The organism is Lunatimonas salinarum, assembly GCF_017811155.1.
Lineage (GTDB): Bacteria > Bacteroidota > Bacteroidia > Cytophagales > Cyclobacteriaceae > Lunatimonas > Lunatimonas salinarum.
Genome location: NZ_JACVCV010000159.1, coordinates 1 through 219, shown reverse-complemented (window position 1 = coordinate 219; position 219 = coordinate 1). Strand labels below are relative to the sequence as shown.

Here is a 219-nt window from a genome sequence, read left to right as displayed (position 1 = left end):
TCGTTACGGGAAGGAATCAAAAATACCTGTAGCAAAGTCTTCGACCAACCCAAAGTGGCGTAGCCCTGTCATCTTGGTAGAATCCGCATATTCCCAACAGCCACCCAGGGGCGTTAGCCCTGAGATCTTCAACATGCCCGTCAGTCGTTCCGGGAAAAAGAGGTTCACGCAGAGGCGCAAAGACGCAAAGGAAAAAGAAGGGATGAGATCGTCTCCCTC

Annotated in this window: 1 protein-coding gene; it reads right to left on the bottom strand. The window is 51.6% G+C overall.

Translation table 11 applies throughout. From position 1 onward, the window contains the following. Positions 1–3 precede the first annotated feature (3 nt). The coding region (locus IAQ59_RS22265; protein ID WP_209333042.1) for a hypothetical protein at positions 4–219 on the bottom strand (216 nt) is incomplete at its 5' end.